Annotated in this window: 18 protein-coding genes; 4 read left to right on the top strand and 14 right to left on the bottom strand. The window is 59.3% G+C overall.

Translation table 11 applies throughout. From position 1 onward, the window contains the following. Positions 1 to 226 (top strand): transposase (locus ACYAS9_RS06955; protein ID WP_463567581.1); only part of this gene is annotated, 226 nt, incomplete at its 5' end. A gap of 49 nt (positions 227 to 275) precedes the next feature. On the opposite strand, the gene ACYAS9_RS06950 is transcribed toward ACYAS9_RS06955, so the two are convergent. From ACYAS9_RS06950 to ACYAS9_RS06920, 7 genes are all read right to left on the bottom strand, one after another. Further along, the gene (locus ACYAS9_RS06950) at positions 276 to 1136 is read right to left on the bottom strand and encodes an ABC transporter permease subunit (RefSeq protein WP_463567580.1); all 861 of its coding nucleotides are present in this window, start codon (positions 1134 to 1136) and stop codon (positions 276 to 278) included. After that, the gene (locus ACYAS9_RS06945) at positions 1133 to 2014 is read right to left on the bottom strand and encodes an ABC transporter permease subunit (RefSeq protein WP_463567587.1); all 882 of its coding nucleotides are present in this window, start codon (positions 2012 to 2014) and stop codon (positions 1133 to 1135) included. The genes ACYAS9_RS06950 and ACYAS9_RS06945 overlap by 4 nt, the downstream gene beginning before the upstream one ends. 35 nt (positions 2015 to 2049) lie before the next feature. Then, complete coding sequence (gene potA, locus ACYAS9_RS06940; RefSeq protein ID WP_463567579.1) at positions 2050 to 3192, bottom strand: polyamine ABC transporter ATP-binding protein; 1143 nt, start codon at positions 3190 to 3192, stop codon at positions 2050 to 2052. Positions 3193 to 3249: 57 nt separating this feature from the next. Continuing rightward, entirely contained in the window at positions 3250 to 4413 is a 1164-nt protein-coding gene (locus ACYAS9_RS06935) for a polyamine ABC transporter substrate-binding protein (RefSeq protein ID WP_463567578.1), read from the bottom strand. A gap of 62 nt (positions 4414 to 4475) precedes the next feature. After that, positions 4476 to 5573 (bottom strand): polyamine ABC transporter substrate-binding protein, encoded by a 1098-nt coding sequence (locus tag ACYAS9_RS06930; protein WP_463567577.1) that lies wholly within the window; start codon positions 5571 to 5573, stop codon positions 4476 to 4478. Between the two features lie 74 nt (positions 5574 to 5647). Further along, positions 5648 to 7012 carry an aspartate aminotransferase family protein gene (locus ACYAS9_RS06925; RefSeq protein ID WP_463567576.1) on the bottom strand — a complete coding sequence of 455 codons (1365 nt, stop codon included), beginning with the start codon at positions 7010 to 7012 and terminating at the stop codon, positions 5648 to 5650. Between the two features lie 177 nt (positions 7013 to 7189). Further along, positions 7190 to 8548: a glutamine synthetase family protein gene (locus ACYAS9_RS06920; protein WP_459746912.1), complete on the bottom strand. Its 1359-nt coding sequence runs from the start codon at positions 8546 to 8548 to the stop codon at positions 7190 to 7192. Positions 8549 to 9135: 587 nt separating this feature from the next. On the opposite strand from ACYAS9_RS06920, the gene ACYAS9_RS06915 reads away from it, so the two are divergent. Continuing rightward, positions 9136 to 10512 carry a glutamine synthetase family protein gene (locus ACYAS9_RS06915; RefSeq protein WP_459746914.1) on the top strand — a complete coding sequence of 459 codons (1377 nt, stop codon included), beginning with the start codon at positions 9136 to 9138 and terminating at the stop codon, positions 10510 to 10512. 177 nt (positions 10513 to 10689) lie between these two features. On the opposite strand, the gene ACYAS9_RS06910 is transcribed toward ACYAS9_RS06915, so the two are convergent. Further along, positions 10690 to 11790 carry an RHS repeat-associated core domain-containing protein gene (locus ACYAS9_RS06910; RefSeq protein WP_463567575.1) on the bottom strand — a complete coding sequence of 367 codons (1101 nt, stop codon included), beginning with the start codon at positions 11788 to 11790 and terminating at the stop codon, positions 10690 to 10692. 163 nt (positions 11791 to 11953) lie between these two features. On the opposite strand from ACYAS9_RS06910, the gene ACYAS9_RS06905 reads away from it, so the two are divergent. Next, positions 11954 to 12592: a TetR/AcrR family transcriptional regulator gene (locus tag ACYAS9_RS06905; RefSeq protein ID WP_463567574.1), complete on the top strand. Its 639-nt coding sequence runs from the start codon at positions 11954 to 11956 to the stop codon at positions 12590 to 12592. Between the two features lie 54 nt (positions 12593 to 12646). On the opposite strand, the gene ACYAS9_RS06900 is transcribed toward ACYAS9_RS06905, so the two are convergent. From ACYAS9_RS06900 to ACYAS9_RS06875, 6 genes are all read right to left on the bottom strand, one after another. After that, positions 12647 to 12862 (bottom strand): TOBE domain-containing protein, encoded by a 216-nt coding sequence (locus tag ACYAS9_RS06900; RefSeq protein WP_056842174.1) that lies wholly within the window; start codon positions 12860 to 12862, stop codon positions 12647 to 12649. Positions 12863 to 12893: 31 nt separating this feature from the next. Continuing rightward, positions 12894 to 13709 carry an aliphatic sulfonates ABC transporter ATP-binding protein gene (ssuB, locus tag ACYAS9_RS06895; RefSeq protein ID WP_463567573.1) on the bottom strand — a complete coding sequence of 272 codons (816 nt, stop codon included), beginning with the start codon at positions 13707 to 13709 and terminating at the stop codon, positions 12894 to 12896. Then, positions 13706 to 14503 (bottom strand): aliphatic sulfonate ABC transporter permease SsuC, encoded by a 798-nt coding sequence (ssuC, locus tag ACYAS9_RS06890; protein WP_463567572.1) that lies wholly within the window; start codon positions 14501 to 14503, stop codon positions 13706 to 13708. The genes ssuB and ssuC overlap by 4 nt, the downstream gene beginning before the upstream one ends. 43 nt (positions 14504 to 14546) lie before the next feature. After that, positions 14547 to 15512: a sulfonate ABC transporter substrate-binding protein gene (locus ACYAS9_RS06885; RefSeq protein WP_463567571.1), complete on the bottom strand. Its 966-nt coding sequence runs from the start codon at positions 15510 to 15512 to the stop codon at positions 14547 to 14549. Positions 15513 to 15693: 181 nt separating this feature from the next. Next, positions 15694 to 16332 (bottom strand): peroxiredoxin, encoded by a 639-nt coding sequence (locus tag ACYAS9_RS06880; protein ID WP_463567570.1) that lies wholly within the window; start codon positions 16330 to 16332, stop codon positions 15694 to 15696. A 182-nt stretch (positions 16333 to 16514) separates the two neighbouring features. After that, positions 16515 to 17870 carry an OprD family porin gene (locus ACYAS9_RS06875; RefSeq protein WP_463567569.1) on the bottom strand — a complete coding sequence of 452 codons (1356 nt, stop codon included), beginning with the start codon at positions 17868 to 17870 and terminating at the stop codon, positions 16515 to 16517. Positions 17871 to 18329: 459 nt separating this feature from the next. On the opposite strand from ACYAS9_RS06875, the gene ACYAS9_RS06870 reads away from it, so the two are divergent. Beyond that, complete coding sequence (locus tag ACYAS9_RS06870; RefSeq protein ID WP_463567568.1) at positions 18330 to 19223, top strand: aliphatic sulfonate ABC transporter substrate-binding protein; 894 nt, start codon at positions 18330 to 18332, stop codon at positions 19221 to 19223. The last annotated feature ends 22 nt before the right edge of the window (positions 19224 to 19245 follow it).

Here is a 19245-nt window from a genome sequence, read left to right as displayed (position 1 = left end):
AAGCATGTCACGCAAGGGAAACTGCCTGGACAATGCCGCAATGGAAAGTTTTTTCGGGATACTGAAGTCCGAGTTTTTCTACCTCAAGCGCTTCCAGAATGTGGAGGAGCTGAGGACGGGGCTGGACGAGTACATCCGTTACTACAATCATGACCGGATAAAAGTGAGGCTTGGCGGATTGAGTCCTGTGGAGTTCAGGACTCGTTCGGTAGGCGTGTGGCAATAGACTGTCCAACTTTTTGGGGTCAGATCAGGGGTTCGCAGGAGTGCAGTACTCAGGCCTTGGCTGGCGCTTGCCAGTTGGCACCTTCTTCAATCGCTTGCTGAATCGCTTTCTTGCGGCGCTCTTCCGCCTGGCGGGTGAAGTACCAGACCAGAAAGGTCGCCAGCGACACGGCCAGCAGAATCAGGCTGGCCACGGCGTTGATTTCAGGTTTGACCCCCAGACGCACGGCGGAGAACACTTCCATCGGCAAGGTGGTCGAGCCGGGACCGGAGACGAAGCTGGCCAGTACCAGGTCGTCCAGCGACAGGGCAAAGGACATCATGCCGCCAGCGGCGAGCGATGGCGCGATCATCGGGATGGTGATCAGGAAGAACACCTTCCAGGGCCGGGCGCCGAGGTCCATGGCGGCCTCCTCGATCGACAGGTCCAGTTCGCGCAGGCGCGCCGAGACCACGACGGCCACGTAAGCGGTGCAGAACGTGGTGTGGGCGATCCAGATGGTCAGCAGGCCGCGCTCGGCGGGCCAGCCGATCAGTTGCGCCATGGCCACGAACAGCAGCAACAGCGACAGACCGGTGATCACCTCGGGCATGACCAGCGGCGCGGTGACCAGCCCGCCAAACGCGGTGCGCCCCTTGAAGCGCGAGATGCGCGTCAGCACGAAGGCGGCCATGGTGCCCAGCGCCACGGCGGCGATGGCGGTGTAGAACGCCACTTCCAGCGAGCGCATCACCGAGCCCATCAGTTGCGTGTTGTCCAGCAGGCCCACGTACCATTTGACCGACCAGCCGCCCCACACCGTGACCAGACGCGAGTCGTTGAACGAGTAGATCACCAGGATCAGCATCGGCAGGTAGATGAACAACAGGCCCACGACCAGCATCAGGTTGGAGAACTTGAACCCTCTCATGCCTTGCCCTCCAGTTCTTTGGCCTGACTGCGGTTGAACAGGATGATGGGCACGATAAGCACCAGCAGCATGATGACCGCCAGCGCCGAAGCCACCGGCCAGTCGCGGTTATTGAAGAATTCCTGCCACAGCACCTTGCCGATCATCAGCGTTTCCGGGCCACCGAGCAGCTCAGGGATGACGAACTCGCCCACCACCGGAATGAACACCAGCATGCAGCCGGCAATAATGCCGTTTTTCGACAGCGGCACGGTGATTTTCCAGAAGCTGTTGAAGGTGCTCGACCCCAGGTCGGAGGCGGCTTCGAGCAGGCTCTGGTCGTGTTTGACCAGGTTGGCGTAGAGCGGCAGGATCATGAACGGCAGGTACGAATAGACCACGCCGATGTACACCGCGATGTTGGTGTTGAGGATCTGCAAGGGCTCATCGATCAGCCCCAGCCACATCAGAAAACCGTTGAGCAGGCCGTTGTTGCCCAGGATGCCCATCCACGCATAGACGCGGATAAGGATCGCGGTCCAGGTCGGCATCATGATCAGCAGCAGCAAGACGGTCTGGATGTCCTTGCGTGCATTGGCGATGGCGTAGGCCATCGGGTAGCCGATCAGCAGGCACAGCAGGGTGCTGAAAAACGCGACCTTCAACGATCCCAGGTAGGCGGCGAGATACAGGTCATCGCCGGCCAGCATCGTGTAGTTGCCGAAGTTGAGGATCAACTGCAGCTTTTCTTCGGCGTAGCTGAAGACTTCGGTGTACGGCGGGATCGCGACATCGGCTTCGGCGAAGCTGATCTTGAGGACGATCAGGAACGGCAAGGCAAAGAACAGGAACAGCCACAGGAACGGCGCACCGATGACCAGTTGCCGCCCGTTGGGCACGATGCGCCCCAGGGCGCGCTTGATCTTGCGTATTTTCATGAGCGCAGTACCACGCCGCTGTCGTCTTCCCACCACACGAACACTTCGTCGCCCCAGGTCGGCCGCGCGCCCTGGCGCTCGGCGTTGGCCACGAACGATTGCACGCGCTTGCCGCCGGGCAGCTCGATATGGAACACCGAATGGCCGCCCAGGTAGGCGATGTCGTGGACCTTGCCACGCGACCAGTTGTATTCCACGGTGGGCTGTTCGGTGGTGATCAGCAGTTTTTCCGGGCGCAGGGCGTAGGTGATGCTCTTGTCTTCGACCGAGGTGCTGACGCCGTGGCCGACATAGATCGGCCGCTCCAGCTCGGGGCTGCGGATCAGGGCATAGCCTTCCATGTCCTCGACCACTTCGCCGTCGAACAGGTTGACGTTGCCGATGAACTCGCACACCAAGCGGCTGGTGGGGGTTTCATAGATGTCGATGGGGCTGCCGATCTGCGCGATCCAGCCCAGGTGCATGATCGCGATTCGTTCGGCCATGGTCATGGCCTCTTCCTGGTCGTGGGTGACCATCACGCAGGTCACGCCAACGCGCTCGATGATCTCGACCAGCTCAAGCTGCATTTGCGAACGCAGCTTCTTGTCCAGCGCGCCCATGGGCTCGTCGAGCAGCAGCAGCTTGGGCTTCTTGGCCAGCGAACGCGCGAGCGCCACACGCTGACGCTGGCCACCGGAGAGCTGGTGCGGCTTGCGCTTGGCGTACTGGGTCATGTGCACCAGCTTGAGCATTTCGGCCACGCGCTCGTCGATCTCGGCCTTGGGCAGTCTGTCTTGCTTGAGGCCAAAGGCGATGTTGTCGGCCACGGTCATGTGCGGAAACAGCGCATAGGACTGGAACATCATGTTGATCGGCCGCTCGTAGGGCGGCAGGTCGGTGATGTCGACGCCATCGAGGTAGATGCGCCCTTCGGTGGGACGCTCGAAACCGGCCAGCATGCGCAGCAGCGTCGACTTGCCGGAACCCGAGCCGCCCAGCAGGGCAAAGATCTCACCCTTGTTGATTTGCAGGGACACGTCGTCCACCGCCACGGTCTCGTCGAACTTCTTGGTGACCCTGTCGACCTTGACCAGAACCTCTTTGGGCTTCTTGCCGCTTTCGAGGGATTTCTTGAAGGCGCCGGAGGCAACTGCCATGGGTGAAAACTCCCAACAATTATGCGGCCTGGCCGAGGGCGGCCAGGCGCTGGTTTTTTACTTGCCCGATTTGACCCTGGTCCAGCTACGGGTCATCAGACGTTGCACCTTGGCGGGCAGCTCGCTGTTCACAAACAATCGATCCAGCACCGCCTGCGGTGGGTACACCTCAGGGTTGTCGCGGATCGAGGCCTCCATCAACTCACCAGCCTTGGTATTCGGGTTGGCATAACCGACCTGATCACTGACCTGGGCGATGACCGCAGGCTCCAGCAGGTAATCGATAAAGGCATGGGCCTCTTTGACGTTTTTGCCGTCAGCCGGAATCGCGAGCATGTCGAACCACAGGTTCGCGCCCTCTTTCGGGATGCTATAAGCGATCTTGACGCCCTTGCCGGCCTCCGCGGCACGGTCGCGGGCCTGGAATACGTCGCCCGAGAAGCCTGCGGCGACACAAATCTCGCCATTGGCGAGGTCTGCGATGTATTTGGAGGAGTGGAAATAGGTCACGTAAGGACGGATTTCCAGCAGCTTGGCCTCAGCCTTTTTGTAGTCGGCTTCCTTGGTGCTGTTGGGGTCCAGCCCCAGGTAATTAAGCACCGCCGGAATCATCTCGTCGCCCGAATCGAGCAGCGCAACGCCACAGCTGGAGAGCTTCTTGATGTTCTCGGGCTCGAACAGCACCGCCCAGGAATCGATGCTGTCGACACCCAGCACGGCCTTGACCTTGTCGACGTTGTAGCCGATGCCGTTAGTGCCCCACAGGTACGGCACGGCGTACTGGTTACCGGGGTCGTTCTTTTCCAGGCGCTTGAGCAGCGCGGGGTCGAGGTTTTGATAGTGGGTCAGCAGCGACTTGTCGAGCTTCTGAAAAGCCCCGGCCTTGATCTGCTTGCCCAGGAAATGGTTGCTGGGTACGACCACGTCGTAACCGCTGCGCCCGGCCAGTAATTTGGCTTCGAGCGTGTCGTTGGAATCGAACACATCGTAGACCGGCTTGATCCCGGTCTTGCTCTGGAAATCCGCCAGCGTGGTTTCGCCGATGTAATCGGACCAGTTGTAGACATGGACGGTGGATTCGGCCTGGGCGCTGACCGCCAGGGTCAGGCCGGTACCGGCCAGCAAGACTTTGAACAGAGTGGAGATAGACAAGGCATCAGTCCTTTTTGAAGTGGTCCTGCCGCTGAAACAAACGGTTCGCCGGTCGGCCAACTTGTGCATTCATCCTGCAAAGCACTGCGCGGCCCGACGGCCACGCAGCATCCACACTAATTGTGACAGTTTTATTTCCCGGACTTGATCTTGGTCCAGCTGCGGGTCAGCAAGCGCTGGGTCGCGGCCGGCAAATCGGAGATGGCGTACAGCTTGGCGGTGACATCGGCTGGTGGATAGATGCTCGGGTCGCCCGAGATGTCCTTGTCGACCAGTTCGGTGGCAGCCTTGTTGCCGTTCGGGAAGCGCACTTCGTTGGTGATCTCGGCCATGATTTCCGGCTGCAGCAGGAAATTCAGGAACTGATAGGCCGCATCGACGTGCTCGGCGTCCTTGGGAATGGCGACCATGTCGAAGAAGCTGCCAGCGCCTTCCTTCGGAATGGTGTAAGACAGTTTGACCTTGTCACCGGCTTCCTTGGCGCGCTCCTTGGCCTGCTCCAGGTCACCCGAATAACCGATGGCGACGCAGATGTTGCCGTTGGCCAGGTCCGAGATGTACTTGGACGAGTGGAAATAGGCGACCGAAGGACGAATCTTCAGCCACAGCGCCTCGGCTTCGGCCAGTTGCTTCTTGTCTTCGCTGTTGGTCGGGTAACCCAGGTAATGCAGGGCCACCGGGATCATTTCGGTCGGCGAATCAAGGAAGCTCACGCCGCAGCCCTTGAGCTTGGCGATGTTCTCGGGCTTGAGCACCACATCCCACGAGTCGATCTTGTCGACGCCCAGCGCGGCCTTGACCTTCTCGGGGTTGTAGCCGATGCCGATGGTGCCCCACATGTACGGGAAGGCGTATTTGTTGCCCTTGTCGCTGGCGTCGCCAACGGCCTTGAGCAGGTCAGGATCGAGGTTTTTCCAGTTCGGCAGTTTCGACTTGTCCAGTTCCTGATACACGCCTGCCTTGATCTGCTTGGCCAGGAAGTTGTTGCTCGGTACGACCACGTCATAGCCGGACTTGCCCGCCAGCAGCTTGGCCTCAAGGGTCTCGTTGCTGTCGAACACGTCGTAGACCACCTTGATGCCCGACGCTTTTTCGAACTTGGCAATCGTCTCGGGCGCGATGTAATCGGACCAGTTGTACACGTGCAGCTCTTTGTCAGCGGCCTGCGCGTTGGCGGCCATCAGGCCCGCCATGGACAAGGCGAGAAGGGTCTTGCCGAATGTTTTCATGCGTACAGCTCCAGAATTTTCGTTAGTGGCAGCGTCGTTAGTCTGGCAATTTACCGGCAAGGCTTTCAAGCCGATTAGTTCTGCAGTGCCATCAGGGTCAGGTCCAGGCACTTGCGCGCCTTTTCCACCAGTTCGTCGATCTGCGCCAGGCTGATGACCAGCGGCGGAGCAATGATCATGGTATCGCCCACAGCCCGCATGATCAGGCCATTGTCGAAGCAGAAGGTTCTGCAGATCGTGCCTGCCGACTTCCCGGTATAGCGCTCGCGGGTGGTCTTGTCGCGGACCAGCTCGATGGCGCCCAGCAAGCCGACCCCGCGCACCTCGCCCACCAGCGGGTGATCGTTCAGTTCACGCAGACGCTGCTGCAAATAGGGTGCCGTTTGCGCACGCACCTGCTCAACGATGCCCTCTTCACGCAGGATGCGGATATTTTCCAGCCCCACGGCTGCCGCCACCGGGTGCCCGGAATAGGTAAAGCCGTGGTTGAAATCGCCGCCTTCATTGAGCACCGCAACGATTTCGTCGCGTACCACCAGCCCGCCCATGGGCACGTAGCCTGAGGTCAGGCCCTTGGCGATGGTCATCATGTCGGGCTTCAATCCATAGTAGTCACTGCCGAACCATTCGCCGGTACGGCCGAACCCGCAGATCACCTCGTCGGCGACGAACAGAATGTCGTAGCGGGCGAGGATTTCCTTGATGCGCGGCCAGTAGCTGTCTGGCGGCACGATGACCCCGCCAGCGCCCTGGATCGGCTCGGCAATGAATGCGCCGACGTTATCGACGCCCAGTTCGAGAATTTTCGCTTCCAGCTGGTCAGCCGCCCAGATGCCGAATTCATCCGGCGTCATGTCGCCGCCCTCGCCGTACCAGTACGGCTGGGCAATGTGCACCACGCCCGGAATCGGCAAGTCGCCCTGCTCATGCATGTAGCTCATGCCGCCCAGGCTGGCGCCGGCGACGGTCGAGCCGTGGTAGCCGTTGACCCGGCTGATGATGGTCTTCTTGTTCGGCTGCCCCTTGATTGCCCAATAATGGCGCACCATGCGCAGCATGGTGTCATTGCCCTCGGAGCCGGAGCCGGTGAAGAACACGTGGTGCATGCCTTCAGGCGCGATCTGGCCAATCGCTTGCGCCAGTTCCAGCGCCGGCGGGTGGGCGGTCTGGAAGAACAGGTTGTAGTACGGCAGTTCACGCATCTGCCGGCTGGCCGCCTCGACCAGCTCTTCGCGGCCATAGCCGACCGCCACACACCACAGCCCGGCCATGCCGTCGAGAATCTGCTGCCCCTCGCTGTCCCACAGGTACACGCCGTCGGCACGGGTGATGATGCGCGGGCCTTTTTCCTTCAGTTGCTTGTAATCACTGAAGGGCGCCAGATGGTGCTGGTGGCTCAGGCCTTGCCAGTGAAGGGTTTGCGGATTCTTGGCGGTCATGAAGACACTCCATTGCCAGGTTATGTATACGGTTGCGCGGTGGATGCCTGTAGGAGCGCGTTTACCCGCGACCGGCTGCACGAGCAGTCGTAAAATCTCGGAAACGCCACAAATTCACGACGGCTAACGCCGCCGGTCGCGGGCAAGCGCGCTCCTACATCTACATCCAGTTCCGCTTCAGACGGAGAACAACAGGAACTCGCGTTCCCACGAGCTGATCACGCGCTTGAAGTTCTCGTGCTCGGCGCGTTTGACCGCGACGTAGCCGACGATGAATTTCTTGCCGAGGTACTTCTCGATGGTCTTGCTGTTTTCCAGACGCTCCAGCGCATCCTCGATGGTCAGCGGCAGGCGCAGGTTGCGGCGCTCATAGGCTCGGCCCTGCACCGGCGCACTCGGGTTGATGCCCTCGACCATGCCGATGAAGCCGCACAGCAGGCTGGCGGCGATCGCCAGGTACGGGTTGGCATCGGCGCCCGGCAGGCGGTTTTCGACGCGGCGGTTCTGCGGGCCGGCATCCGGCACGCGCAGGCCGACGGTGCGGTTTTCTTCGCCCCACTCGACGTTGACCGGCGCCGATGTGTCGGGCAGGAAGCGGCGGAACGAGTTGACGTTGGGTGCGAACAGCGGCAGCAGTTCAGGGATGAATTTCTGCAGGCCGCCGACATGCTGCAGGAACAACAGGCTCATGGTCCCGTCTTCGTTGGAGAAGATGTTCTTGCCGGTATTGATGTCGATGATGCTCTGGTGCAGGTGCATGGCGCTGCCCGGCTCGCCGGTCATGGGCTTGGCCATGAAGGTTGCCGCCACGTTGTGCTTGAGCGCCGCCTCGCGCATGGTGCGCTTGAACACCACGATCTGGTCGGCCAGCGACAGGGCATCGCCATGACGGAAGTTGATTTCCATCTGCGCCGTGCCGTCTTCGTGAATCAGCGTGTCGAGGTCCAGGTTCTGCAGCTCGCACCAGTCGTAGACGTCCTCGAACAGCGGGTCGAATTCGTTGGCGGCTTCGATGGAGAACGACTGGCGACCGGTTTCCGGACGCCCGGAGCGGCCTACCGGCGGCTGCAACGGATAGTCGGGGTCGTCGCTGCGCTTGGTCAGGTAGAACTCCATTTCCGGCGCCACAATCGGCTGCCAGCCCTGATCGGCGTACAGCTTGAGCACCTTCTTGAGCACGTTGCGCGGCGACAGCTCGATGGGATTGCCCTGCTTGTCATAGGTGTCGTGGATCACCTGTGCGGTCGGCTCGATGGCCCACGGCACCAGATACACGGCATTGGCGTCCGGGCGGCAGATCATGTCGATATCGGCAGGATCGAGCAGCTCGTAGTAGATCTCGTCTTCGACATAATCGCCGGTCACGGTCTGCAGCAGCACGCTCTCGGGCAGGCGCATGCCTTTTTCGGCGATGAACTTGTTGGTCGGCGAAATCTTGCCACGCGTGATGCCGGTCAGGTCGGACATCATGCATTCGACTTCAGTGATCTTGTGTTCTTTCAACCAATCGGTGAGCTGGTCGAGGTTGCTACTCATAAATACCTCAGGTTTGGTCTGTCCTGATGGCGATCAGGCATTTTTGGCGACATGGCGCTGTCACATTGCAAGGCGCGCTGCAGGATCGCAACACCCAGCCGCGCAGAATGCGCCTGGCAGGTGCTGTTTTGATGAATGCAGGACAAATTAAAGTCGCTGTCGGCAGCACCCACAGGCCGGGCATGTGCCACAGGCAGGGTGCTGGACGCGCCACTATAGTGGTAGGGTGCGGTAAGGCGACTATAGATATATATGGATCTGGCCGGCGGTTTGCAGCGCATGCCGTTGGTGATCGATGACAGACGAGCCATCCAGCCCCCGCTATTTTTGCTGTTATGGGTTGGACCGGAGCTTAGCGCTGTTCAATTTATTTCACAACTTTACGAAAAACCTTGAACACCGCCCTTCAGAATCGCGTAAAAGTCGCGGTTCACGCCGTTCGTGGATGCGCCGATACGCAGCACGTTTGGCACACAGGGGCCATTTCAGGGCAAAATATGGCTCTATTGACTTCATACTGGCTTTCGGATTGACTGAACCCCGCAAGGCTAGATGATTGATATTTTTAACAACAAAGGTGTTGCATCATGTCGGTACCCCCGCGTGCCGTTCAGCTCAACGAAGCGAACGCGTTCCTTAAGGAACATCCTGAGGTTCTCTACGTCGACCTTCTGATTGCAGATATGAATGGCGTGGTGCGTGGCAAGCGAATCGAACGCACCAGCCTGCATAAGGTTTACGAGAAAGGCATCAACCTCCCCGCGTCACTGTTTGCTCTGGATATCAACGGCTCGACCGTCGAAAGTACAGGTTTAGGCCTGGATATCGGCGATGCCGACCGCATCTGCTATCCCATCCCCAATACCCTGTGCAATGAGCCCTGGCAGAAGCGCCCTACCGCGCAACTGCTGATGACCATGCACGAACTCGAAGGCGAGCCTTTCTTCGCCGATCCGCGCGAAGTGTTGCGCCAGGTCGTCAGCCGTTTCGACGAAATGGGCCTGACTATTTGTGCAGCGTTCGAGCTTGAGTTCTACCTGATCGACCAGGAAAACGTGAACGGGCGCCCACAGCCACCGCGCTCACCGATTTCCGGCAAGCGTCCGCACTCGACCCAGGTGTACCTGATCGACGACCTGGACGAATACGTCGACTGCCTGCAAGACATCCTCGAAGGCGCCAAGGAACAAGGCATCCCGGCCGACGCCATCGTCAAGGAAAGTGCGCCAGCGCAATTCGAAGTCAACCTGCACCACGTCGCCGACCCGCTCAAGGCCTGCGATTACGCGGTGTTGCTCAAGCGCCTGATCAAAAACATCGCCTACGACCATGAGATGGACACCACCTTCATGGCCAAGCCTTATCCGGGCCAGGCGGGCAACGGACTGCACGTGCATATCTCGATCCTGGATCGCGATGGCAAGAACATCTTCACCAGTGAGGATCCCGAGCAGAACGCCGCATTGCGTCACGCGGTCGGCGGTGTGCTCGAGACCCTGCCGGCGCAGATGGCGTTCCTGTGCCCGAACGTCAACTCCTACCGCCGCTTCGGCGCACAATTCTATGTGCCCAATTCGCCGACCTGGGGCCTGGACAACCGCACCGTGGCCGTACGCGTTCCGACCGGCACCGCCGACTCGGTGCGTATCGAACACCGCGTAGCCGGCGCCGATGCCAACCCGTACCTGGTCATGGCCTCGGTCCTGGCCGGCGTGCACCACGGCCTGACCAACAAGATCGAGCCCGTGGCACCGGTGGAAGGCAACTCGTACGAACAGTTCGAACAGAGCCTGCCAAACAACCTGCGCGACGCATTGCGGACCCTGGATGACAGTGAAGTGATGGCCAGGTATATCGATCCGAAGTACATCGATATCTTTGTGGCGTGCAAGGAGAGTGAACTGGAAGAGTTCGAACACTCGATTTCCGACCTTGAGTACAACTGGTATTTGCACACGGTTTAACGGCATACAAAGCATCAATGGCCCGCAGAAGCCATTGATGCTCTATTGCATGTAAAATCCTGAGTGCTAGCAGCGTGGCAAAATTTCTTTGACTTGAAGAATGACATACTGATACTGGCGCATTAAGTCCACTGCATACGCAACATGAAAAAACTGTAAGCACACTGCGACGAATACTCAGCTTCTTCTTATCAACTCAGCAAGAAACCTCTCATTCAAAGCAACAGCCTTCTGATATCGCCTCTTCATAGCAGAATGCGATTTCGTATTAGCACCACCATAGCCAGAACTATAAATAGCAGAATTATATCTGCTATATTTCAAATTAACTTCAAGTGCCTCACGACTAGTAAACCCTGCCCTCTTGGTATATTTTCTCATCGCACTTGCATTGCTGGCTAAATGAGCACTGAGTGATTTTTCATCCAGGCTAGCCCACACACTCTGCTCAAAATATACCAACCCATGGGCAGGCTCAGCCCCACCGAGCCCAGAATGCCTGATAGGCGGTAAGCTGCTAGACGATGCTATATGCCTGGAACTATCAGAAGCCAGAGCCCGCTCACTCACTCCGGAAGAACGAGAGGGCAAATCAACAAGGGCCTGTACACGGTTTGAGGCCACCGGACTCAACACGGGCCGGACAGAAGGGTTTGCACTTGTAGCTACTCCGAGCCACTGTTGCTTCATATGGCGAGGTACATGTTCCATAAAAGACTTTTTGGTTCCCTTGAGAATCGAGTAGAACGGAGCATGGCCTGCTGGATCCCGAAGGTTAATCGGATCCCCCTTACAATAGGCATACGCATTCAACCCCCCCTCGCCAAACGGACTCACGCTGTCCGGGCTATTGAAACGCATAATTACCGGATTGAATGCCCGATAGCCATTACCCAGCAAATAATGTCCCGTCACCGAGTCGCGCCGTTCGCCGTCGAAGCCGAGAAAGCAACTTAAGCCACTGCTCATCACCAAGTGACCATAGGCGGTATAAGCCGATGCCTCGCGTTGTCCGTTGCCAATCGATTGCAAGATCGAACGCTGCTGATCGGTGGCCAGTATGGTCGCCTCAACCGGCTTGCCGGAAGATCGCTGTTGCGCCAGCAATTGCTCGTCGAACTGCAGCACTGAGCAGCCCAATTCGCCTTGAACCTGCGTCGTCAGACGGCTTTTTTGATAGAACAGCCGGGTATCGGTCTCGCCTGCACTCACCTGCCCGGCCAGCCGGTCCAGCGGATCGTAGTGATATCTGCAAAGCAGTGTCTGATGATCGGACATGATCGGGCCTCTCGTGGGTCGGGACGTGCGAACCCTCAGTGTCGTCTTGTCTGGTTGCGCAGGTAACTGGCAGAAATGTCAGTGCGACAACGTTAAAGGGTAAAAGCGCCTGATCAGGCAGCCCTGTACAATGGCGCCCTGCCCGACTCAAGAGCCGCCACCCATGAACCGCCCCGTCACGCCCCGCAAACCTCGCGCCGCCAGCCAGGCGCGCATCGATGCGATTCTCGATGCCGCGCGCGCCATGCTGGTCACCGAGGGCGTGGACAGCCTGTCGATCTACAGCGTCGCCGAGCGCGCGGACATTCCGCCGTCCTCGGTCTATCACTTCTTCGCCAATGTGCCGGCGCTGCTCGAAGCCCTGACCGCCGATGTGCACGCCGCCTTTCGTGCCACGTTGCAGGCGCCGGTCGATCATGAGTCGCTCGACAGCTGGCGCGACCTTTCACGCGAGGTCGAGCAGCGCATGCTGAATATCTACAACGCCGACGCGGCGGCCCGGCAACTGATCCTGGCCCAGCATGGCCTGGCCGAGGTCAACCAGGCCGACCGCCAGCACGATATCGAGCTGGGTCAGCTGTTGCAGGCGGTGTTCAACCGGCACTTTCATTTGCCGGAGCTGCCGGGCGATGTGGATGTGTTCGCACTGGCCATGGAGCTGGGTGACCGGGTTTACGCGCGCGCCATGCAGTTGCATGAGCAGATTACGCCGCGCATGGCTGAGGAAGGCATGCGCGTGTTTGATGCCTATCTCGGGCTGTATCTGCCGCCGTATCTGCCCAAGCGCGAGCTGCCGCTCTAAAACACAAAACCCCGGAGGGCTTGCGCCGTCCGGGGTCTGTGGGTATTGCCTGGATTACAGCTTGGCGATCGACACTTCAGTCGATTTTACAAACGCGATCACTTCGCTGCCCACGCCCAGTTCCAGCTCTTTGACCGAGCGGGTGGTGATGACCGACGTCACGATGCCGGAAGCGGTCTGTACGTCGATTTCCGACAGTACGTCGCCCAGCACGATTTCCTTGATGGTGCCCTTGAACTGGTTGCGTACGTTGATGGCCTTGATAGTCATGAGATCTTCCTCTTTTCAGGTGCGATAACGATTAGTTGGCCCAACGCAGTTGCGTAGGCAGGGGTGAAACGGGTTCGGGGTCCGGTGGCGTGCCAGGAATGGCCAGCACCCGGTTGAGTACTTCAGCTTCCAGCGCCGCCAGGCGGTGCGAGCCGCGCACGCGGGGGCGTGGCAGGTCGACCAGCACATCCAGGCCGATACGGCCTTCTTCGATCAGGATCACCCGATCGGCGACGGCCACGGCTTCGCTGACATCGTGGGTCACCAGCAGCACGGTAAAACCGTATTTGCGCCACAGGTTTTCGATCAGTTGCTGCATCTCGATGCGGGTCAGGGCATCCAGCGCGCCCAATGGCTCGTCGAGCAGCAGCAGGCGTGGCTTGTGAATCAGGGCGCGGGCCAGGGCCACGCGCTGCTTCTGGCCGCCGGACAGGGCCGCCGGCCATTCATTGGTACGTTCGGCCAGGCCTACCGCTTCCAGCGCCTCCAGCGCTTGTGGGCGCCAGTCGCCGGTCAGGCCTAACCCTACGTTGTCGATGATCTTTTTCCAGGGCAGCAAACGCGCTTCCTGGAACATCAAACGGGTGTCGTCACGCGCTTCGGACAATTGCCCGGAACCGGCACGCAGATCGCCGGAGGTGGGTTTGTCGAGACCCGCCAGCAGGCGCAGCAGCGTGCTCTTGCCGCAACCGCTGCGGCCCACCACGGCGACGAACTGGCCGGCCGGGATGTGCAGGTCGATGTCCTTGAGAACTTCGCGGTCGCCAAAGGCTTTCTTGATCCGGTGCGCGGCCAGTGGAATGCCGCGCAGCAGGTTGGCTGGCTGTTGCTGTTTGAGACTGCTCATGCGGCACCGCCCTTGTGTACTTGATAGGCCGGATGCCAGCGCAGGCACACACGCTCCAGACCGCGAGCGGCCACGTCGGCCAGTTTGCCGAGGACGGCGTACAGGACGATGGCCAGTACCACCACGTCGGTTTGCAGAAATTCACGGGCGTTCATCGCCAGGTAACCGATGCCGGAGCTGGCCGAGATGGTCTCGGCGACGATCAGGGTCAACCACATGAAGCCCAGGGCAAAGCGCACACCGACCAGGATCGACGGCATGGCGCCAGGCAGGATCACATGGCGGAACAGGCCGAAGCCGGACAAGCCGTAGCTGCGCGACATTTCAACCAGCGCAGGATCGATGTTGCGAATGCCGTGGTAGGTGTTGAGGTAGATCGGGAACAGAGTGCCCAGTGCGACCAGGAATACCTTGGCGGTTTCGTCGATGCCGAACCACAGGATCACCAGCGGAATCAGCGCCAGGTGCGGCACGTTGCGGATCATCTGCACCGAGCTGTCCAGCAGGCGCTCGCCCCAACGGGTCAGGCCGGTGATGAAACCCAGGGCCAGGCCGATGCCGCCGCCGATGGCGAAACCGACGCCGGCGCGCCAGCCGCTGATGGCCAGGTGAGTCCAGATTTCACCGCTGCTGACCAGGCTGACGCCCGCTTCGATCACAGCGCTGGGTGCCGGCAGGATGCGGGTGGACAGCCAGCCGGCGCTGACAGAAATCTGCCAGACCACCAGCAACAGCACCGGCAGCGCCCAGGGCGCCAGCCTGTGCAGGATACGTTGTGAAGCACTGAGGCTCATGGAGTTGTCTCCTCGAAAGGCCTGTTAATCAGGTACGGGTAAGTCACTGGGCTTTCGCCACAGCGGCAGGCGGTGTCCAGATCACATCCTTGATGCTCAAAGGTTTAGGGATCAGCTTGAGCTGGTGGAAGGTGTCGGCAATTTTCTGCTGCGCCTCGACCACCTGCGGGGTAATGAAGTGGGCGCCGTAGCCTTGGCGCTTGACCGAAGTCAGGGTGATGTCGGCCGGCAGGCCCAGCAGCGGGGCAACCTGTTTGGTGACTTCTTCAGGGTTGGCTTTGGACCATTCGCCCACGGCACGGACTTCTTCAACCAGCGCTTCGATGACCTTGGGGTTCTTCTGCGCGTAGGGTTTGGTCGCCAGGTAGAACTGATGGTTGTCGACGATGCCGGTACCGTCTTTCAGGGTACGGGCCTGCAATTGCTGTTCGGCGGCGGCCTGGTACGGGTCCCAGATGACCCAGGCATCGACACTGCCACGCTCGAAGGCGGCGCGGGCATCGGCCGGCGGCAGGAATACGGTCTGGATGTCGCTGTATTTCAGGCCGGCATCTTCCAAGGCCTTGACCAGCAGGTAATGCACGTTGGAGCCCTTGTTGAGGGCGACCTTCTTGCCCTTGAGGTCTTTGACCGAAGTGATGGCCGAGTCCTTGGGCACCAGGATCGCTTCGCTGGTCGGTGCTGGCGGCTCGTAGGCCACGTACAACAGGTCGGCGCCGGCGGCCTGGGCAAACACAGGCGGGGTTTCGCCGGTCACGCCAAAGTCGATGGAGCCTACGTTCAGGCCTTCCAGCAACTGCGGGCCGCCCGGGAACTCGGTCCACTGCACCTTGACGCCCTGCTCGGCCAGACGCTTCTCCAGCGAGCCCTTGGCCTTGAGCAGCACCAGCGTGCCGTACTTCTGGTAGCCAATGCGCAGGTCTTCAGCCTGGGCCTGGGTCAATACGCCGACGCTGAGGGCAACCGCAACAAGAGCGGCCAGGCTTCGACGCAAAATGGTGGTGCGCATGGCGCTCTCCTTTGCTGGATGAGTTTGGGTGGGGAGACATTAACAGGGCTTTTTTATATCTATAAATCTTATTTTTTCATTTGGTTATTCCATAAATACATATGCGCAGTACAGGCAGCCGGAAATAAAAAAGGGCCGATAAAATCGGCCCAAAAAACCCCACTCAGGGAGATCGTGAATATCAGCGATTCGGTTGTGGCGTCAGGCGCAGGTACGGCGTGACGGCCTTGTAGCCTTTAGGAAAGCGGCGTTTGATTTCTTCTTCATCCTTGAGCGACGGCACGATGACCACGTCATCGCCATCCACCCAGTTGGCCGGCGTGGCAACCTTGTGGCTGTCGGTCAATTGCAGGGAGTCGATGACCCGCAGGATTTCGTTGAAGTTACGCCCGGTGCTTGCCGGATAGGTAATGGTCAGACGGACTTTCTTGTTCGGGTCGATCACGAACAGAGAGCGCACGGTCAGGGTATCGCTGGCGTTAGGGTGGATCAGGTCATAGAGGTCCGACACTTTACGGTCGGCATCGGCCAGGATCGGGAAATTGACCAGTGTGTTCTGGGTGGTGTTGATGTCGTCGATCCACTTCACATGGGAATCGACCGGGTCCACCGACAGGGCGATGGCCTTGACGTTGCGCTTGGCGAATTCTTCCTTGAGCTTGGCGGTAAAGCCAAGCTCGGTGGTGCACACCGGAGTGAAGTCTGCCGGGTGAGAAAACAAAACGCCCCAGCTGTCGCCCAGCCATTCATGGAAATGAATCAGGCCTTCACTGGAATCCTGTTCGAAGTCAGGGGCGATATCGCCAAGTCGCAGTGTCATGGTGTAGCTCCTTGTTATGCAGGTGGGCAGTGGGTGCGTTTGAATATGACCCTACTGTGCACGGTTCCGTTGAAGATTAAAAAGAATAGATATTGCTTTGGATATAGCGTTAAAGAATATAAAAAAACAGGCAAAAAGAACCCCGCACGGGGCGGGGTTCTTTTATCCAACACTCAATACACTTACATGAAGTTGTAGGTGTAGTTGAAGATCAGACGGGTCTGGTCGGTGTTGGTGGAGTTGTTCAGACCATCGTTGGCACGGTACGAACCGTGACGAACGGTGGTGCCGAAGCCTTTGAGCGGGCCGCTCTGGATGACGTAGTCAACACGCACGTCACGTTCCCACTCGGAGAACTCGCGACCGGCAGCAGCACCGGCGCCTTTGATGTCGTCGCCATGCAGGTAAGCGATGGCGGCTTTCAGGCCTGGCACGCCGACTTTGGCGAAGTCATACGAGTACTGACCGAAGGTGGTGTTTTCGCCAGCGCGGGTGAACTGGTTGACCATCGAGTCGGTGAACAGGTAGAAGCTCGAACCGCCGTTGCCTTCCAGGCTGCCCAGACCGTTGTCTTTACGCACGCTGCCCTGGTTCAGGGATACGAAGCCACCGTCGTCGCCCACTTGCTGGTGACCGAGCATGAGTGCATGGCCGCCCAGGGTGTAGGTGAACATGGCCGACCAGGTCTTGTTGTCGACCTCGCCTGGAGTACGGGCGTAGCCGTTGTTGTTGTTGAACAGATAACCGGTCTGGCCATTCTTGCCGTCGGAACGGCTGTCGAAGTAGCGCAGGTCAGTCTTGAACGACTGGTTCTCGGCGATCGGGTAAACGTGTACCAGGCCCAGGAAGTGCTGCTTGTAGTAGTCTTCCAGGTTGGCGAAGTAGTACTGCAGCGTCAGGTCTTTGGTGACTTTCCAGTCAGCACCGGCGAAGCGGAATTCGTCGCTGCCCTTGGTGCCGCCGTTAACCGACAGATCCGACCAGTCGGTGGAAGCACGACCGATAGTCTTGGTCAGTTGACCCGCGGTGAAGGTTACGCCGTCCAGGTCCTTGGAGGTCAGGATGCCGCCTTCGAACGCTTGTGGCAGCAGGCGACCGTCGTTGGAAACCAGGATTGGCAGGTTAGGTGCCAGGGCGTTACCGATTTTCAGTTCGGTTTTCGAGAAGCGGGCCTTCAGGTTGGCGCCGGCACGGCTCCAGTCGCTGACGGACGAGCCATCGGTGTCGGTCGGAACGACAGTGTTGCTAGTCGCAGCGGAGTGGTGATCGATACCACCGCCCAGACGGATACCCACTACAGCCTGGGCATCAAGACCAAAACCTACGGTGCCTTGAGTGAAGCCCGACGCGTAGTCGAATTTCAGACCGGTTGCAGTTTCACGCTGATCGGAAGCGCGAACGCCTTCACGCAGGTCGTTGTCGAAATACAGGGTCCGGGAACTCACGGACGCCTTGCTGTCTTCGATGAAACCGGCAGCGCCGGCCTGCTGAGCCAGTACGCCGAATGCTACGGCCAGGGCCAGGGTAGACTTTTTCATTGCTTCGCTCCTCGTGAATCTAATTTTTGTATGCCATGACCCCGACTCCTCGGAAGCATGGTCGCGCGATTAACGCCAGTGCCGACCTTAAGGTCAATCGTTGTTCGGGCGTATCGCGACTAATTGACTAGACCGCGTGTTTCGGTGGCTGCACGGTAGTGGAAAATGCTCGAATCAAAAAGTAACTATTTATGTCACTTTTAGATCATAAAGCTATATGTCACTGGCCGTGTCTGCCGGACCGCCAAGGAGTGTATCCACCTAATAAGCTAATGCCTAAAAAATATTTTATGACCACTCGTCAGATCGTTTAGTTTGCGGTTACCGGACAACCGGATCACGCCTTTTTTCCTACATCCCGTCATCCGGAAGCCTACTCGCATGCGCCTCGAAACCCTTGTAAAACGGGCCTTCAGCCGCCCTTTAGCAGCAATTGTGACAATTGCCACCACGCTGGTAATGAGCCCCGTTGTCGGTGCGCAAGAAAACCTGCGGATCGGTTTTCAGAAGTCCTCGACCCTGATTGTGATCCTCAAAACCCAGGGCACGCTGGAGCGGGAATTGAACAAACAGGGCATCACCGTGTCATGGCACGAATTCCCCAGTGGCCTGCCGCTGCTTGAATCGCTGAATGTCGGCAACATCGATTTGTCCGCCGATGTGGCCGACACCGTGCCGGTGTTTGCCCAGGCGGCCGGCGCGCGCCTGACCTACTTTGCCCGCGAGGCACCCTCGCCGTCCGCGCAGGCCATCGTGGTACACAAGGATGCAACGCTTGAAACCCTCGCCGACCTCAAAGGCCGCAAAGTGGCCGTTACCAAGGCGGCGGGCAGCCATTACCTGTTGATTGCCGCGCTGCAAAAGGCCGGGCTCAAGTTCAGCGATATCGAACCGGCGTATTTAACCCCTGCCGACGGCCGCGCCGCGTTCGAGAACCGCAAGGTCGACGCCTGGGTGACCTGGGAACCCTTCCTCAGCGGCGTACAGCGCCAGGTGCCAACCCGCACTCTGGCCGACGGCCAGGGTCTGGCGCAGTACCAGCGCTATTACCTGACGACTAACGCCTACGCCGATAAACACCCGCAGGTGCTCAAGACCGTGTTCCATGAACTGGAGAAGACCGGCAAATGGGTCAAGGCCAATCCCGCTGAAGCGGCCAGGCTACTGGGCCCGCTGTGGGGCAATCTGGACGGCGCGACAGTCGAGGCCGCCAACCAGCGCCGCACTTATCAGATTCTGCCGGTCGAGGCGGACAAGCTCGATGAGCAGCAAAGCATTGCCGATGCATTCTTTGAAGCCGGGCTGCTGCCGGCCAAGGTCGATGCGCGGGATGTGCAGGTGTGGAAGCCGTAACGGGGCCATAGCAACGACATAG

Source organism: Pseudomonas sp. HP_08 (genome assembly GCF_055284095.1).
Note: the sequence above shows the minus strand (reverse complement) of the source record. Positions and strands in the feature narration are given on the sequence as shown.